Here is a 15,938-nt window from a genome sequence, read left to right on the forward strand (position 1 = left end):
GCACGTTCTTTTATCAAACATGCAGAAAAGGGACAGGTGTCACTTGAATGTAATAATTCCACAAATTTTTCATGAAAATAGAGAGAAAATAAAAATGATTGATTTAATTACTTTATTTTGTTAGCATATTATCATATTAGCGAACTAAAGGATTCGGAATTTTTTGTTTTAATGTGTTGGAGGTGCAGAAGAGCATGTTTATGTTTGAGAAACCATATGGTATGCGGGATTCATTACCAGGATTGTATGAGACGAAGAAAAAAGTGAGACATTCATTAACAGAGGTCATGAATGGCTGGGGTTATCGTTTGATGGAGACACCAACGCTTGAATTTTACGATACAGTCGGTGTTCAATCGGCGATTACAGATACACAGCTCTTTAAGCTTTTAGATCAGAACGGGCAAACCCTTGTACTCAGACCTGATATGACGGGACCTATTGCGAGAGTGGCGGCTTCAAAGCTTCATGAACAGGCGTATCCGCTTCGCGTTGGGTATGCGGCCAATGTGTTCCGGGCGCAGGAAAGAGAAGGCGGAAGGCCATCAGAATTTGAGCAGGTCGGAATTGAGTTGATTGGTGATGGGTCGATTAGTGCAGATGCTGAAGTGATCGCGCTTGTCGTATTTGCATTAAAAAATGCCGGGCTAAATTCCTTCAAAATCGCGATCGGGCATGTCGCTTTAGCAGAGACGTTATTTGTAGATGTATTGGGAAATACAGAGCGTGCAAACGTCCTCCGCCGATTCTTATATGAAAAGAATTATGTAGGATACCGCCAGCATGTGAAGCAATTGCCACTCTCCTCCATCGATAAAACGAGGCTGTTACAGCTTTTAGAGTTAAGAGGCGGCCAGGAAGTCACAGAGCGGGCAAAGGAAATCGTCGTTTCACAAGAGGGAAAAGAGGTGCTCACACAGTTAAAATCGCTTTGGGAAACACTTGAAGATTACGGCTGTACAGAATATATCCGTTTAGATTTAAGCATGGTGAGTCATATGAGCTACTACACGGGCATTTTGTTTGAAGTATTTGCAGATCATGTTGGGTCAGTCATCGGAAGTGGCGGCAGATATGACCAATTGCTGGCTCATTTTGATGCACCTGCACCAGCTACAGGATTCGGACTTCGATTAGACCGTCTGCTTGAAGCGCTTGATGCAAAAGAAATCAATGAGCCGCAGGAGGCAGTGATTTTTAGTAAAGAACAAAGACTGGAGGCTTTTGCTTTTGCAGAAAAGGAGCGGTCAAAAGGGAAAAAGATCGTCCTGCAAGACTTAGCAGGGATTGAAAATATTGACGCGATGACCAAGGCATTTGAGCAGGTGACTTATTTTATCGGCGCTAGAAAGGGAGAGTCAAATGGGTAAAGTGTTGACGATGGCGATGCCAAAGGGCCGGATATTTGAAGAAGCAGCTGGGTTGTTAAGACAGGCGGGATATCAGCTGCCAGAGGAATTCGAGGATTCAAGAAAGTTAATCATTGATGTACCGGAAGAAAACCTCCGCTTTATTTTAGCGAAGCCAATGGATGTGACGACTTATGTAGAGCACGGTGTAGCAGATGTTGGCATTGCAGGGAAGGATGTTATGCTCGAAGAAGCTCGTGATGTGTACGAAGTGCTCGATTTAAACATCAGCAAATGCCATTTAGCGGTTGCCGGATTACCGGGAGCCAGCTGGGGCGGTGTCGCGCCGCGTGTGGCAACAAAGTACCCAAATGTCGCATCTTCCTATTTTAGAGAACAAGGGGAGCAGGTGGAGATCATTAAGCTGAATGGTTCAATTGAATTAGCACCGCTCATCGGACTCGCCGATCGTATTGTTGACATTGTCTCTACAGGTCAAACACTCAAGGAAAATGGACTTGTTGAAACGGAGCATATTTGTGATATTACGTCACGGTTTATTGTCAATCCTGTGAGCTATCGGATGAAGGATGCGGTGATCGATGAAATGGCGCAGCGCCTTGCAAGAATCATTGAAGGGGAGGAAACATCATGAACATCACCTACATACAAGAAGGTGAGACAGAGACACTCTCACTCAAGCGGACTTTAGATACAGGTACGGAAGAGCAGCGCCTGGCTGTTCAGCGGATTATACAAGAAGTGAGGCTAAATGGTGATCAAGCGGTACAGTCTTTTACAAAGCAATTTGATGGAGTGCTGCTTGAAGATCCGCTTGTCACAGAGGAGGAAATGACAAAAGCCTCCGCACGCATGGACCCAGCCATGATTCAGGTGATTCAAACGGCTATCCGTCATATTCGCACATACCATGAGCGTCAGCTGACATCCTCTTGGTTTTATCACCAGCAGGATGGCTCGATGCTCGGACAAAAGGTGACACCGCTCGATGCAGTCGGTGTGTATGTCCCCGGCGGAACAGCTGCTTATCCCTCATCTGTTTTAATGAATGTGATTCCGGCGCTTGTCGCTGGTGTTGAGCGAATTGTCCTTGTGACACCCCCAGGGAAAGATGGGCATCTTTCAGATGCTGTACTCGTTGCTGCAAAGGAGCTCGGTATTTCTGAGATGTATAAAATGGGCGGTGCGCAGGCGATTGCGGCACTTGCCTATGGAACAGAAAGCATCCAGTCTGTTGATAAAATCACAGGTCCAGGCAACATATATGTAGCCCTGGCAAAGCGGGAAGTATTTGGCCTGGTAGACATTGATATGATTGCCGGTCCGAGTGAAATTGTGGTTCTAGCAGACGATACGGCATCGGCACATGAGGTAGCGGCTGATTTACTTTCGCAGGCAGAACATGATGCGTTGGCATCTAGTGTTTTGGTGACACCGTCTAAGACACTTGCTGAAAACGTGCAGGCTGAGGTGCAAGCGCAGCTGGACACCTTGCCAAGAAAATCAATCGCCGCACAATCCATACAAAATCATGGCCGTATATACGTGACAGATTCCATGGATCGTGCAGTAGACGTCGTCAACCAGTTAGCGCCAGAGCATTTAGAAGTGCTGACAGCATATCCAGAATCACTTCTTGGTCAAATCAAGCATGCAGGGGCGATTTTTTTAGGGCGTTATAGCCCTGAGCCGGTGGGAGATTATTTTGCAGGACCAAATCACGTGCTGCCAACCAACGGAACAGCTAGATTCTCCAGCCCGCTTGGTGTGACCGATTTTCAAAAGAAAACGAGCATTATTTCATATAGTCAAGAAGCCTTTGAGACACACAGGGATAGCATTGCAGCTTTTGCCAGATTAGAAGGGCTCGAAGCGCATGCAAGGTCGATTGAATCGAGAAAGCGGGAGGAATCGTCATGAGACAGGCGGAAACAGCGAGACAAACAAATGAAACGAATATTTCGTTAGCGTTAGAGATTGATGGGGAAGGAAAAGCAGATATTCAAACAGATGTCCCTTTTATGACACACATGCTTGATTTATTTACGAAGCATGGACACTTTAATTTGACCGTCGATGCGAAAGGAGATACGGATGTTGATGATCACCACACAACAGAAGATATCGGCATCGTGCTTGGGCAAATGTTTAAGGAAGCGTTAGGTGATAAAAAGGGAATTAAGCGGTATGGCTCCAGCTTTGTTCCGATGGATGAAACGCTTGCCCAGGTCGTGGTGGACTTAAGCAATCGCCCTCATTTGGAAATGAGAGCGGCCTTTCCAAGTCAAAAGGTCGGTACCTTTGATACAGAGCTCGTGCATGAGTTTCTTTGGAAGTTTGCGCTAGAAGCTCGTATAAATCTTCATGTGATTGTTCACTACGGAACCAATACGCACCATATGATTGAAGCCATTTTTAAAGCGATGGCACGCGCCCTAGATGAGGCAACAACCATTGATCCACGTGTGAAAGGGATTCCTTCGACAAAGGGGATGCTCTAATGATCGGAGTCATTGATTACGGAATGGGAAATTTGTTCAGCGTATCAAAAGCACTGGAACGAGCAGGTGCCAGTTATATCGTCTCCTCTGATGTGGAGGAGCTCAAAAAGGCAGATGCTTATATTTTGCCTGGGGTCGGTTCGTTTCGTGATGCGATGCAGCTGTTAAAACAGACAGGACTTGAAGAGTTTATCCACCAAGTTGTGCAGGAAGGAAAGCTGCTATTTGGTATTTGTCTCGGGATGCAGCTGTTATTTGAAGAAAGTGAAGAGGCAGGACGTACGAAAGGTTTGGGGCTGTTAAAAGGGCGTGTCGTTCTTTTAAAGGATCGCGACCAGGATGGGCAAAGGCTGAAGGTGCCTCATATGGGGTGGAATGAGCTCACATTTCATCAGCCCTCCCCATTGTTTGATGGTGTACCGGAAGGATTTGCGTACTTTGTTCACTCTTATTATGTAAGTGATATGAATCCAAAAGAGCAATTAGCAAGTGCGGATTATGGCGTTCAAGTACCAGCAGTTGTCGGCAAGGGGAATGTGCTTGGCGCACAGTTTCACCCTGAAAAAAGCAGTACAACGGGAATGGCGCTGCTCAAACAATTTATTCAATTAGCAAACGAACAGAGGGTGAACAAATGAGTGAATTTACATTGTATCCAGCGATTGATATGAGAGATGGCAAATGTGTACGGCTTGTGCAAGGAGATTATGATCAAGAAACCATTTATGGAGATTCGCCGCTTGATATGGCTGCGCGGTTTGCAAATGAAGGAGCAAAGTGGATTCATCTCGTTGACCTAGATGGTGCGAAAGCAGGGAATCGCGTCAATCATGAGCATGTACTGGCGATTGCTTCATCCTTAGATGTGAATGTACAAATTGGCGGCGGCATTCGGACTGAAGAAGACGTTGCCTTTTATATAAACAATGGTGTAGCTAGAGTCATCCTTGGCAGCTCCGCTGTTTCTAATCCCGCCTTTGTGAAAAAAATGCTTGCGCAATATGGGGAGAAAATAGCGATTGGGATCGATGCGCGAAATGGCTTTGTATCGACTGAGGGGTGGCTTGAAACGTCGAAAGTGAAGGCGGAGGAACTCGGCAAAGAATTGGCAAAGGAAGGCGCGGAGGTCTTTATTTTCACGGATATTCAAATGGATGGCATGCTGTCTGGCCCCAATGTGGAAAGTACAGTTCGCTTAGCGGAAGCTACCGGCAAACAAGTCATTGCTTCAGGTGGTGTAAGCGCGCTAGCTGATCTTCAAAAGCTGTCAGCACAAAAACAGTCAGGTGTTTCTGGTGCGATCATTGGAAAGGCCCTTTACACGAAGCGGTTTACTTTAGCTGAAGCAATTGAAGGGCTTGACCGCGTATGATGACAAAACGAATCATTCCATGTCTCGATGTGAAGGAAGGGCGTGTGGTCAAAGGGGTGCAATTCCTCGGCTTAAAGGATGCTGGTGATCCGGTAGAATTAGCGCAGATGTATGATGAGGAAGGGGCGGATGAACTCGTCTTTCTTGATATTTCTGCCTCTCATGAAGGCCGGAAAACGATGGTGGATGTGGTCAAGCAAGTGGCGTCCACTCTTGCCATCCCTTTTACGGTAGGCGGCGGGATTAACCACCTTGATGACATGAAGCGCATATTAAGAGCGGGTGCAGACAAAGTATCTGTGAACACAGCGGCAGTGTTAAGACCAGAACTGATTTCAGAAGGCGCCGATTTCTTTGGTTCCCAGTGCATCGTCGTCGCAATAGATGCAAAGTACGATGAAGAGAAAAAAGAGTACATGGTCTACACACACGGAGGGCGCCGTCAAACGGATATAGAGGTCAGCGATTGGGCAAAAGAAGCCGTGCTGAGGGGAGCAGGAGAGATTTTACTGACAAGTATGGATGCCGACGGTGAGAAAACAGGCTTTGATCATCGATTAACAAAGCTTGTGTCAGAAGCCGTCACCGTGCCTGTCATTGCCTCGGGAGGCGCTGGCAATGCCCAGCATATGCTGGAGGCATTTACAAAAGGAGAAGCTGATGCAGCATTAGCAGCCTCCATTTTCCATTATAAAGAGACTTCAATTCAAGAGGTAAAAACATACTTGAGAGAACACGGGGTGAAGGTCAGATGAAACAGGCAAACGAATTATCCTTTAATGAGGCAGGCCTGATACCTGCAATTGTACAGGATGCTCAAAGTAAGGAAGTATTGACATTGGCGTATATGAATCAAGAATCCTATGAAAAAACACTGGAGACAGGGGAAACATGGTTTTACAGCCGGTCGAGAAACGAGCTTTGGCACAAAGGCGCCACATCTGGACATACTCAGCGAGTCACATCCATTCGATATGACTGTGACAAAGATGCTCTGCTTGTTCTTGTCACACCAAGTGGACCAGCCTGCCATACTGGCAGCTATAGCTGCTTTTCGGAAGAAGGCGTGAAGCTTCAAACGGAAGAGCAGGATCGTTTTGCGATTTTAAATGAACTTGAACAGGTGATTGCAAAACGTCAGACAGAAATGCCAGAAGGCGCTTATACAACCTATCTATTTGAAAAAGGGGTCGATAAAATCCTAAAAAAGGTAGGGGAAGAAGCGTCAGAGGTCATCATTGCAGCGAAAAACCGGGATCAAGAAGAATTGAAATGGGAAACAGCCGATCTCCTGTATCATCTGCTTGTATTATTACGTGAACAGCAATTGCCGCTTGATGAGGTATTAAAAGTATTAAAAAAGCGTCATCAAGGTGAGTGAAAAGCCGGGGGCACCTCTGGCTTTTTGTTTTTGAGTGAAAAACAATCCTTCCTTTTCTTTTGTTCTATGTGACGACTCGTGAAGTATGTTATACTACACACGGTACACTGTTCGAAATGGAGGGTATCGGTGAGTAAATACACTTCTCAAAATAATCACACACAAGTCGTCCAGCTATTCCAAGATGGGCATTACTTTTTTCATAAAGGTCTAAAAGCTTATAGAGAAAGAAATCTATCTAAAGCGAGTAAGCTGATACAGCGGGCTATCGTACTTGAGCCTGAAAATGTAGAAATGCTATCACAGCTTGCCATTATTTATACTGAAATGGGTCATTACCAACAATCAAATGAACTGCTTGATTTCATACTTGAACATATCGATGAAAACATGTCTGAGTGTCACTATTTTAAAGCCAATAATTATGCGAATCTAGGACTCTTTCAAGAGGCATATAAGTCAGCTACTGCCTATGCTTCATTGGAAGAGAACGGGGAATTTGCAGATGAAAATGACGATCTCCTCGACCTGCTCGATATGAGCGACGAAGAGGACGAAGATTTTCCTTACGATCAGGATGACCTGATTGTCAAGCAGGATCAAGCGAATCACTTGCTAGAAAGCGGCAGGCTTGATGAAGCCATTGAAATGCTGGAACAGATGATTGTTGAGTATCCAGAATTTTGGTCAGCGTATAATAATCTCGCTTTGGCCTATTTTTATTCTGGTCAAATCCATCAGGCGAAAGAGATGTTGAACCGGGTTCTTCATGAAAATCCGGGTAATCTGCATGCCCTTTGCAACCAGCTTGTCTTCTATCATTATGAAAAAGAAGAAGAAAAGGTCAATACGTTAGCGAAGCAATTAACGCACGTGTATCCAATATTAAGTGAACAGCGTTATAAGCTTGGCGCAACATTTGCCCTAGTTGGAGAATTTGAATGGGCCTTTAAATGGCTTTATTCTTTGTACAAAACAGGCTTTCAGGGAGATAGTACATTTTTATACTGGCTCGCAAGCGCAGCTTATTATACAGGCCACAAAACGCTTGCACAGACGGTTTGGAATAAGATGGTCGAAGAAGATATCGATGCAGATGAAATCAAGCCGTGGCAGGATAAACCCGAGGAGACTGAGCCAATGGTCTCCATTGAGGAGCGGCTGACTGCGTACTATGTGAGCAAACAAAAAGGGGAACGTGACGTTCTTCAATCTGTCCTTGATGCACACGCAGCGAAAACAGCCTTCGAACAGCAATTCATCGAACTGCTCTTATACGAAGATGAAATGGAAGTGCGGTCGTTTTCAGAAGATGCGGTTTTCGCAAAACAGGCGGCATCCAGCTTGGAAGAAGCTGTTCAGCCTGACAGCCATATGCCTTATTTTTGGTTATTCCATATTATTCAGCAGGCACGTGCTTCTGGCGTAGATAAGAAAAATGCGCCTGCATGGGCAGCAGCATCTTATTATTTATGGATGAAGGAGCAAGAAGAATCAGCTGTGAGCAAAAAAGAGATTGCAGCCTCTTTTCAAATCAGCGTTCAAACACTGTCTAAATATGAACAAGTCATTTGTGCGTTAATCGATTAAATAGGTAAATAGATTCAGCAGATTGCAGCATGGCCGAAAAGGTCATGCTTTTTTCTTGGATAAAAAGGTGGGATTTGCAAGGATTTGGCGAAGTATGACAATCACGACATGTTTTTGAAACATAAATGTAATAAAAATATTAGCTCATTTTGTCGATGTCTCATGTATAATGAAAATCGTGGATTAAAACAAAGACATATATTTAGATATTTTACTATACATAATGAAACACCTAGTGATAGAAACAATCTGGTCAACATCTGACTGATCAATCAGGAAGAAAGACATAGATAGCACAGATTGGCCGCAGAGAATTTGCTGCTTTCTCATGTCGCTTGGAAATTGTCAAAGGAGGAACTATTCGTGAAAAAGTTTATTACTTTCGGTTTAGCTTCGGTCATCGGAGCGAGCAGTTTATTTATCCCATTTACTCATGAAGCAAACGCACAGAACTTTGAACAAAAGAAACAAGAGCTGGACAGCAAGCAATCTGAGGTCAACAAAAACCTTCAAAAGAAAAAAGATGAGCTTTCAAAGCTTGAAGCAAAACAAGAGGCACTTGCACTAAAGCTAAAAGAAATTGACGAGAAAGCTTTAAAAACAAGTGATCAAATCGAAGAAAAACAAAAAGAAAATGAACAAACGAAAAAAGAAATCAAAGCACTGAAACAAGAAATTGCTGATACTGAAAAACGTATTGAAGATAGAAACAAGTTCTTGAAAAAGCGTGTACGTGCGCTTCAAGAAAGCGGCGGTTCTACGAAATACATAGATGTATTACTAGGAGCGAAAAGCTTTAGCGATTTCATCAGCCGTGCAGGTGCAGTATCTACACTCATCAACGCAGACAGCGAAATCATTAAAGAGCAAGAAAAAGACAAAGCTGAGCTTCAAAAGTCTGAAAACGAATTAAACACAAAACTTGAAGATGTTCAAAAGACACTTGCAAAGCTTGAAACGCTTCAAACAGACTTGAATAAACAGCTTGATGAAAAAGACAAGCTATTCAAGCAAGTGAAAAAGCAAAAGGGAAGTGCATCTTCTGAAATCAGCGAGTTAAACAGTGAGGCTAACAGCATTGCATCTGAAAAAGACGCAACAATCGCTGCTCAAAAACAAGCTGAAAAAGAAGCGAGAGAAGCAGCTCAAAAAGCAAAAGAAGAAAAAGCACAAAGACAACAGCAGCGTCAAGCGAGTGTTCAAGCGGAAGACAACAGCTCAACTAACGACAGCAGCCCGTCTTCAAATAACAGTAACAGTGGATCTTCAAATAATAATAACAACAGCAGTTCACCAAGCAAGAAGCCATCTTCTGGCGGTGGATCACCTGTCAGCAGTAACGTAGGCGGAATCGAAGGGGCAATCAGCACAGGTTCTACCATCGTTGGACAATCTCCGTATAAATGGGGCGGCGGCAGATCACAAGCCGATATTGATGCACGTCGTTTTGACTGTTCTTCATTCGTTCGCTGGGCATTCGCATCAGCAGGCATCAACCTTGGACCAGTTGGCGGTACAACAACAGATACGCTTGTAGGTAAAGGAAGAGCTGTAAGTGCATCTGACATGAAACGCGGAGACCTTGTGTTCTTTGATACGTATAAAGTAAATGGACACGTTGGTATTTACTTAGGAAACGGTACATTCTTGAACGATAACAGCTCTCGCGGTGTTTCAGTTGACTCTATGAGCAATGTTTACTGGAAAAAAGCATTCAATGGCGTTGTGAGAAGAGTCGTTGAATAAATCGTTACTTACTATATAACCGTAAACAGGCTTCCTTAAACAGCAGTTTAAGGAAGCTTTTTCTTTTTTTGAAGATATGAGCAAATGATTCGCTTATTATCCGCAGATTTAATAGGATATGGGTAAGGAATAAAAGTAAGAGTGGAATTGATGCTCTCTGTCATGAATGGAAGCATCACCCAAGGGCATTCTAATAAGAAATGCTAGCAGCAATTGAAGAGGGAGTGACAGTTGTGTCAGAAGAAAAAATCTACGATACGATCATCATTGGAGCGGGACCTGCCGGAATGACAGCCGCTGTTTATACATCACGGGGAAATCTTTCAACATTGATGATTGAAAGAGGGATTCCAGGCGGTCAAATGGCAAATACGGAAGATGTCGAGAACTATCCTGGCTTTGAAAGCATTTTAGGGCCAGAACTTTCAAATAAAATGTTTGAGCATGCGAAGAAATTCGGTGCTGAGTATGCATATGGCGATATCAAAGAAATCGTAGACGGTGAAGAGTACAAAATCGTCAAAGCCGGTTCAAAAGAATACAAAGGACGCTCTGTCATTATTGCGGCAGGTGCTGAATACAAAAAAATCGGTGCACCAGGTGAAAAAGAACTTGGCGGCCGGGGCGTCTCTTACTGTGCAGTATGTGACGGTGCTTTCTTTAAAAACAAAGAGCTCGTGGTCATTGGCGGCGGAGACTCTGCGGTAGAAGAGGGTGTATACCTCACACGCTTTGCGTCAAAAGTAACGATCGTTCATAGACGCGATAAACTTCGTGCACAAAGCATTTTACAAGCGCGTGCTTTTGATAATGAAAAAATCGACTTCATGTGGAACAAAACCGTTAAACAAATTAATGAAGAAAACGGTAAAGTCGGCAGTGTGACCTTGATTGATACGGTGACTGGTGAAGAAGAAGACTTTAAAACAGACGGCGTCTTTATCTATATCGGGATGCTCCCACTATCTAAACCATTTGAAAATCTCGGCATTACAAATGAAGAAGGATATATCGAGACAAACGAAAGAATGGAAACAAGAGTGGAAGGCATTTTCGCCGCTGGTGACATTCGTGAAAAAACACTACGTCAAATTGTGACAGCAACAGGTGACGGAAGTATTGCCGCACAAAGCGCACAGCATTATGTAGAAGAGCTTGCTGAAAAGCTGAAAGCAGCGAAATAAATGGCTGTCGTAAATCCTTAATATAGCGTCATGGGCTTTTAACTGGAATGTAACACGGGTGAAATAATTATCCGTTATGATAAAACTAGTAATTGACCCCCTTTTATAAGGAATACATGTTTGGCACGGATGAGAATCCGTGTCCTTTTTTTTGCTTAAAATCAGAAATTCATGAGATGTTCACAAATGACGCATGGAGAACCATTAGATGATGTAAAATAAAGAGTAGAGAAATTGCCCGCCACCTCTTTCAGACGAAATCCGGTCTGTTTTCGGTGAAGAAGGGGCATGTTCATTGTGGGAGTCAGGATGAACCTGTATAATAAGTTAAAGACATAAAAGAGTAGGTGACAGCTGATGCAACGAGTAACCAATTGTGTGCTGCATCACGAAGATCAAGTTCTCTTGCTGCAAAAGCCAAGACGGGGCTGGTGGGTAGCGCCGGGCGGCAAAATGGAAAGCGGAGAATCGGTCAAAGATTCAGTCGTTCGAGAGTATAGAGAAGAAACAGGAATTTATATTTTAAATCCTCAGTTAAAAGGTGTTTTTACCTTTATCATAAAAGAAGGCGATCAAATCGTTCAAGAGTGGATGATGTTCACCTTTATGGCAGATTCATTTACTGGAAAAAACGTGACAGAGTCAGAGGAAGGCATTTTAAAGTGGCATGAAGTAAAAGATGTGCCTCATTTACCGATGGCTCCAGGAGATTCCCATATTCTTGATTTCATGCTAAAGGGAAAAGGACTTCTGCACGGTACTTTTACGTATACACCTGATTTTGAATTGATTGCTTATCGGTTAGATCCTCAAGGAGACTAATACATGAACCGTTTTCATAAAGAAGGAGAGGAAGCAGGCATGAATACGAACAAACAAGAAGATATTCAGCTTGTGATTATTACAGGAATGTCAGGTGCGGGGAAAACCGTTGCCATTCAAAGCTTTGAAGACTTAGGTTACTTCTGTGTAGATAACTTGCCGCCATCACTTTTACCGAAGTTCCTAGAGCTCATGAAGGAATCGAATTCTAAGATGAGCAAGGTCGCCCTTGTGATGGATTTACGCGGACGAGAATTCTTTGACAGCTTAATTGCAGCTTTAGATGAAATGAGTGATCTTGGCTGGATCACACCAAGAATATTATTTCTAGATTCAAACGATAAGGTGCTTGTCTCAAGATACAAAGAAACGAGACGTTCGCATCCCCTTGCGACAACAGGTTTGCCCCTCGAAGGAATCGCAATGGAACGCGACCTGTTAGAAGAGTTAAAAGGCCGGGCTCAAATGATTTTTGATACATCGGATTTAAAACCAAAACAGCTTCGAGAAAAAATTGTCGCGCACTTTGCCACGAACCAAGGGCAGGTGTTTACAGTGAATGTGATGTCCTTCGGTTTTAAATACGGTCTGCCGATTGATGCTGATCTTGTATTTGATGTGAGATTTCTGCCGAATCCTTACTATATTGAGAGCATGCGTCCACAGACTGGAAACGATGAAGAAGTGCGCTCCTATGTAATGAAATGGAGCGAGACACAAAAATTCACAGAGAAATTAATTGACCTTCTCAGCTTTATGCTTCCGTCCTATAAACGAGAAGGAAAAAGTCAGCTTGTGATCGCTATTGGCTGTACAGGCGGACAGCACCGATCAGTGACGCTAGCTAACTACTTATCGGAGTATTTTAAAAATGACTACTACACTCATGTCACTCACCGGGACATTGAAAAGAGAAGCAGAAAATAGATGACGACACTTCCAAAGGTGGTCATTCTTGGTGGGGGCACTGGCTTATCTGTTTTGCTCAGAGGGCTAAAAACAAAGCCAGTGGACATTACCGCTATTGTAACGGTTGCTGATGACGGAGGCAGCTCAGGCAGACTGCGGCATGATTTGAATATTCCGCCTCCAGGCGATATTCGAAATGTCCTTGCAGCTCTCTCTGATGTTGAACCGCTTGTAGAAGACTTATTTCAGCACCGTTTTAACAAAGGGAATGACTTAACAGGCCACTCTCTTGGCAACCTCATTCTTGCGGCCATGACAAATATAACCGGTGATTTTTTTCATGCCGTCACAGAAATGAGCAAGGTCTTAAATGTGAGAGGAAAAGTCTTGCCAGCAGCGAATTCAAGTGTTGTTCTTCATGCTGAATTAGAAAACGGGCAAGTGGTGACAGGAGAATCAAAAATCCCAACCTACGGTGAGCGAATTAAACGAGTGTTCCTCACACCCGATACGATTGAACCGCTCCCAGAATCGATTCAAGTCATTCGTGAAGCTGATTTGATCGTCATTGGGCCAGGCAGCTTGTATACAAGTATCCTGCCAAACTTGCTTGTACCGCATATTGGCGAAGAAGTGATTCGCTCGAAGGCGAAAAAAGTGTATATTTGCAATGTCATGACGCAGCCAGGGGAAACGCTTTCCTACAGTGCAGCTGATCATGTGCAGGCATTAAATGATCATATGGTTCGTCCATTTATCGATACCATTTTTGTGAACAATAAAGAAATTCCAGAAGAGATCAAAGCAAAATATGCAGAAGAACAGGCACAGCCTGTACAGTTCGACACAGATGTACTCAAGGCAATGGGACTGGAAGTCATCCCTGGGGAAATCATTACATATGACCAGCATGTGATTCGTCACGACACGCTGAAAGTAGCCTCGCTGCTTGTCGACCTGCTGCATAAGAAAAAATAGGAATGGGGGTGGCAAGGATGTCATTTGCATCCGAAACAAAAAAAGAGCTGACTAATCTGGACGTGAAGGACTGCTGCACAAAAGCAGAGCTTTCTGCCCTCATCCGTATGAACGGTTCATTATCTTTCTCTAATCGAAAATTAATTCTAGATATACAGACAGAGAACGCAGCCATCGCAAGACGGATTTATACGCTGCTGAAAAAGAAATATGATGTCACAGTCGAGCTGCTCGTTCGTAAGAAAATGAGATTAAAAAAGAATAATGTGTATATTGTCAGACTGGTAGAACGAGCGAAAACCATTTTAGAGGATTTGAAAATATTAGGTGAGCAATTTGTATTTGAGCGCAATATTTCAGAAGAGCTTGTAAAGAAAAGATGCTGCAAGCGCTCCTATATGAGAGGTGCTTTTTTAGCAGGCGGTTCTGTGAATAATCCAGAAACGTCTTCCTATCACCTTGAGATTTTTTCACTATATAAAGAACACAATGATGCCCTTTGTGAGCTGATGAATCAATTTCAACTCAACAGTAAAACACTTGAGCGTAAAAAAGGATACATCACGTATATGAAAGAAGCCGAAAAAATTACCGAATTCTTAAGCGTTGTAGGTGCGCATAATTCACTTCTTCGCTTCGAAGACGTTCGGATCGTCCGTGATATGCGAAATTCCGTGAACCGGCTCGTCAATTGTGAAACAGCAAACTTAAATAAAACGATTGGTGCATCACTGCGCCAGGTCGAGAACATTCAATTCATTGATGAAAAAATTGGACTTGATGCCCTGCCGGATAAGCTGCGAGAAATTGCAAAACTGCGAGTCGACTATCAAGAGGTCACGCTAAAGGAACTGGGAGAAATGGTGGAAAGCGGCAAGATCAGCAAATCAGGCATTAACCACCGCTTAAGAAAGCTAGATCAAATTGCAGAACAATTACGAAACGGACAAGCTGTTACACTCAAATAGGAGAATGAAAAAGGGAGGCAGATCATATGGTGGAAAAAACGGTCACCATCCAGTTAAAAACAGGCTTGCAGGCACGTCCCGCTGCTTTGTTCGTACAAGAAGCCAATCGCTTTGGGGCTGAAATTTTTCTAGAGAAGGACGGAAAAAAAGTCAATGCGAAGAGCATTATGGGTCTCATGAGCCTTGCGATCAGCTCTGGGGTCACTGTCACACTGATAGCAGATGGTGCGGATGAACAAGAAGCCATTGATGCGTTAACGGATTTTATCAATCAAGAAAACTGAGTCTCTTCACAGACTCAGTTTTTTTAGAAGGGAATGAATATGATGCAATCAGCATTTTTACAGAAGATCGGATACGAAGGCCAGTCCATCACCTTTGATGACCTGCCTGTATTATTAAAAAAGATGGCCTACACCTTTCCATTTGAAAATAGATCTGTGCTGAACAAACAATCCTATGCCTTGAATCAAGAGGGGTTGAAGCAGCATCTTCTTGAAGGAGAAAGAGGAGGTCTTTGCTACGATCTCAATCCTCTCTTATATTATGTGTTAAAAGAGGCAGGGCTTGCTGTACAGCTCGTTCAAGGGACCGTGTATAACAAAGAAGCGTGCACATGGGCAATTGATGGCACGCACGTAGCCATGACGTTGAACCATCACAACGAACGCTTCCTTATTGATGCGGGATTTGGTGTGAATTTACCTCTTCAGCCTGTACCTTTTACAGAAGAATGGGTGGAAGGAGCGTCTATTCGGTTTCGAGTCAAAGAAGAGGAAACCGAAAAAGGAACGCATCTGCTCCAATTAGATAAGGGGGAAGGCGCTGAAACAGGCTATGCTTTCACATTGGAAGAGGTGAGCGAGCCTACTTTGGTCCAAATGAGACATGAGATTTATGAAAATGAAGCCTCTCCTTTTAACAAAAGACCGCTTGCGTCAAAGCTCACACCAACAGGACGTGTAGTCGTCACCGAGGATCATGTCACCACACATGAACATGAAGAAGTGTCGAAAAAACCGCTGCCACTGCCTTTTGAGGAATACGTGAAAACTCTTTTGCCGTAAGCAGCATCAAAAAAACAGCCCTAGGTCAAATGGGGCTGTTTTTTTGATTG

At 43.6% G+C, this 15,938-nt stretch carries 17 protein-coding genes; all 17 read left to right on the forward strand.

Going from position 1 to position 15,938, the window contains the following annotated elements; all coding sequences use genetic code 11:
• Nucleotides 1-194: 194 nt before the first annotated feature.
• The 17 genes from C6Y03_RS06480 to C6Y03_RS06560 all read left to right on the forward strand — a co-directional run bounded on the left by C6Y03_RS06480 (nt 195) and on the right by C6Y03_RS06560 (nt 15,888).
• Nucleotides 195-1,370: an ATP phosphoribosyltransferase regulatory subunit gene (locus tag C6Y03_RS06480; protein ID WP_106039049.1), complete on the forward strand. Its 1,176-nt coding sequence runs from the start codon at nt 195-197 to the stop codon at nt 1,368-1,370.
• Entirely contained in the window at nt 1,363-2,004 is a 642-nt protein-coding gene (gene hisG, locus C6Y03_RS06485; protein WP_003213329.1) for an ATP phosphoribosyltransferase, read from the forward strand. Before C6Y03_RS06480 ends, hisG begins: the two co-directional genes overlap by 8 nt.
• Nucleotides 2,001-3,290 carry a histidinol dehydrogenase gene (gene hisD, locus C6Y03_RS06490; protein ID WP_106039050.1) on the forward strand — a complete coding sequence of 430 codons (1,290 nt, stop codon included), beginning with the start codon at nt 2,001-2,003 and terminating at the stop codon, nt 3,288-3,290. The genes hisG and hisD overlap by 4 nt, the downstream gene beginning before the upstream one ends.
• Nucleotides 3,287-3,871, forward strand: a complete 585-nt coding sequence (hisB, locus tag C6Y03_RS06495) for an imidazoleglycerol-phosphate dehydratase HisB (protein ID WP_034660084.1) — start codon at nt 3,287-3,289, stop codon at nt 3,869-3,871. The genes hisD and hisB overlap by 4 nt, the downstream gene beginning before the upstream one ends.
• Nucleotides 3,871-4,509, forward strand: coding sequence for an imidazole glycerol phosphate synthase subunit HisH (gene hisH, locus C6Y03_RS06500; protein ID WP_034660083.1), 639 nt, complete (start codon nt 3,871-3,873; stop codon nt 4,507-4,509). Before hisB ends, hisH begins: the two co-directional genes overlap by 1 nt.
• The gene (hisA, locus tag C6Y03_RS06505) at nt 4,506-5,243 is read left to right on the forward strand and encodes a 1-(5-phosphoribosyl)-5-[(5-phosphoribosylamino)methylideneamino]imidazole-4-carboxamide isomerase (protein ID WP_060597355.1); all 738 of its coding nucleotides are present in this window, start codon (nt 4,506-4,508) and stop codon (nt 5,241-5,243) included. Before hisH ends, hisA begins: the two co-directional genes overlap by 4 nt.
• Nucleotides 5,240-5,998, forward strand: a complete 759-nt coding sequence (gene hisF, locus C6Y03_RS06510) for an imidazole glycerol phosphate synthase subunit HisF (protein ID WP_060597354.1) — start codon at nt 5,240-5,242, stop codon at nt 5,996-5,998. The genes hisA and hisF overlap by 4 nt, the downstream gene beginning before the upstream one ends.
• Entirely contained in the window at nt 5,995-6,624 is a 630-nt protein-coding gene (hisIE, locus tag C6Y03_RS06515) for a bifunctional phosphoribosyl-AMP cyclohydrolase/phosphoribosyl-ATP diphosphatase HisIE (protein WP_034660080.1), read from the forward strand. Before hisF ends, hisIE begins: the two co-directional genes overlap by 4 nt.
• A gap of 129 nt (nt 6,625-6,753) precedes the next feature.
• The gene (locus C6Y03_RS06520; RefSeq protein ID WP_034660079.1) at nt 6,754-8,214 is read left to right on the forward strand and encodes a tetratricopeptide repeat protein; all 1,461 of its coding nucleotides are present in this window, start codon (nt 6,754-6,756) and stop codon (nt 8,212-8,214) included.
• Nucleotides 8,215-8,577: 363 nt separating this feature from the next.
• Nucleotides 8,578-9,960: a C40 family peptidase gene (locus tag C6Y03_RS06525; RefSeq protein WP_106039051.1), complete on the forward strand. Its 1,383-nt coding sequence runs from the start codon at nt 8,578-8,580 to the stop codon at nt 9,958-9,960.
• A gap of 233 nt (nt 9,961-10,193) precedes the next feature.
• A complete protein-coding gene (gene trxB / locus C6Y03_RS06530; RefSeq protein WP_034660715.1) occupies nt 10,194-11,144 on the forward strand; it encodes a thioredoxin-disulfide reductase in 951 nt (316 codons plus the stop codon).
• Between the two features lie 357 nt (nt 11,145-11,501).
• Nucleotides 11,502-11,966 (forward strand): 8-oxo-dGTP diphosphatase, encoded by a 465-nt coding sequence (locus C6Y03_RS06535; RefSeq protein WP_003213484.1) that lies wholly within the window; start codon nt 11,502-11,504, stop codon nt 11,964-11,966.
• A 39-nt stretch (nt 11,967-12,005) separates the two neighbouring features.
• Nucleotides 12,006-12,893: an RNase adapter RapZ gene (gene rapZ / locus C6Y03_RS06540; RefSeq protein ID WP_034660713.1), complete on the forward strand. Its 888-nt coding sequence runs from the start codon at nt 12,006-12,008 to the stop codon at nt 12,891-12,893.
• Entirely contained in the window at nt 12,894-13,853 is a 960-nt protein-coding gene (locus C6Y03_RS06545) for a gluconeogenesis factor YvcK family protein (protein WP_034660077.1), read from the forward strand.
• Between the two features lie 17 nt (nt 13,854-13,870).
• Nucleotides 13,871-14,821, forward strand: a complete 951-nt coding sequence (gene whiA, locus C6Y03_RS06550; protein WP_034660076.1) for a DNA-binding protein WhiA — start codon at nt 13,871-13,873, stop codon at nt 14,819-14,821.
• 26 nt (nt 14,822-14,847) lie between these two features.
• The gene (locus tag C6Y03_RS06555; RefSeq protein ID WP_034660075.1) at nt 14,848-15,105 is read left to right on the forward strand and encodes an HPr family phosphocarrier protein; all 258 of its coding nucleotides are present in this window, start codon (nt 14,848-14,850) and stop codon (nt 15,103-15,105) included.
• A 39-nt stretch (nt 15,106-15,144) separates the two neighbouring features.
• Nucleotides 15,145-15,888, forward strand: a complete 744-nt coding sequence (locus tag C6Y03_RS06560) for an arylamine N-acetyltransferase family protein (protein WP_034660073.1) — start codon at nt 15,145-15,147, stop codon at nt 15,886-15,888.
• Nucleotides 15,889-15,938 lie beyond the last annotated feature (50 nt).

Source organism: Bacillus sp. LNXM65 (assembly GCF_002998575.1).
Lineage (GTDB): Bacteria > Bacillota > Bacilli > Bacillales > Bacillaceae > Bacillus.

Coding starts and splice junctions, on each gene's coding strand:
- C6Y03_RS06480 (WP_106039049.1), top strand. CDS start 195: ATGTTTATGTTTGAGAAACCATATGGTATGCGGGATTCATTACCAGGA.
- hisG (WP_003213329.1), top strand. CDS start 1,363: ATGGGTAAAGTGTTGACGATGGCGATGCCAAAGGGCCGGATATTTGAA.
- hisD (WP_106039050.1), top strand. CDS start 2,001: ATGAACATCACCTACATACAAGAAGGTGAGACAGAGACACTCTCACTC.
- hisB (WP_034660084.1), top strand. CDS start 3,287: ATGAGACAGGCGGAAACAGCGAGACAAACAAATGAAACGAATATTTCG.
- hisH (WP_034660083.1), top strand. CDS start 3,871: ATGATCGGAGTCATTGATTACGGAATGGGAAATTTGTTCAGCGTATCA.
- hisA (WP_060597355.1), top strand. CDS start 4,506: ATGAGTGAATTTACATTGTATCCAGCGATTGATATGAGAGATGGCAAA.
- hisF (WP_060597354.1), top strand. CDS start 5,240: ATGATGACAAAACGAATCATTCCATGTCTCGATGTGAAGGAAGGGCGT.
- hisIE (WP_034660080.1), top strand. CDS start 5,995: ATGAAACAGGCAAACGAATTATCCTTTAATGAGGCAGGCCTGATACCT.
- C6Y03_RS06535 (WP_003213484.1), top strand. CDS start 11,502: ATGCAACGAGTAACCAATTGTGTGCTGCATCACGAAGATCAAGTTCTC.
- rapZ (WP_034660713.1), top strand. CDS start 12,006: ATGAATACGAACAAACAAGAAGATATTCAGCTTGTGATTATTACAGGA.
- C6Y03_RS06545 (WP_034660077.1), top strand. CDS start 12,894: ATGACGACACTTCCAAAGGTGGTCATTCTTGGTGGGGGCACTGGCTTA.
- whiA (WP_034660076.1), top strand. CDS start 13,871: ATGTCATTTGCATCCGAAACAAAAAAAGAGCTGACTAATCTGGACGTG.
- C6Y03_RS06555 (WP_034660075.1), top strand. CDS start 14,848: ATGGTGGAAAAAACGGTCACCATCCAGTTAAAAACAGGCTTGCAGGCA.
- C6Y03_RS06560 (WP_034660073.1), top strand. CDS start 15,145: ATGATGCAATCAGCATTTTTACAGAAGATCGGATACGAAGGCCAGTCC.